This window comes from Vibrio sp. OPT18, from assembly GCF_015163615.1.
GTDB classification, from domain to species: domain Bacteria; phylum Pseudomonadota; class Gammaproteobacteria; order Enterobacterales; family Vibrionaceae; genus Vibrio; species Vibrio coralliirubri.
In genome coordinates, this window is sequence record NZ_JADDYK010000117.1 from 1 (window position 1) to 211 (window position 211).

The 211-nt window shown below is 52.1% G+C and carries 1 rRNA gene; it reads left to right on the forward strand.

Going from position 1 to position 211, the window contains the following annotated elements:
• A 16S ribosomal RNA gene (locus IQQ51_RS28005) occupies window positions 1–211 on the forward strand; the annotation flags it as partial.

Consider the following 211-nt stretch of genomic DNA (forward strand, 5'->3'; position numbering starts at 1 on the left):
GGAATATTGCACAATGGGCGAAAGCCTGATGCAGCCATGCCGCGTGTATGAAGAAGGCCTTCGGGTTGTAAAGTACTTTCAGTTGTGAGGAAGGGGGTAGTGTTAATAGCGCTATCTCTTGACGTTAGCAACAGAAGAAGCACCGGCTAACTCCGTGCCAGCAGCCGCGGTAATACGGAGGGTGCGAGCGTTAATCGGAATTACTGGGCGT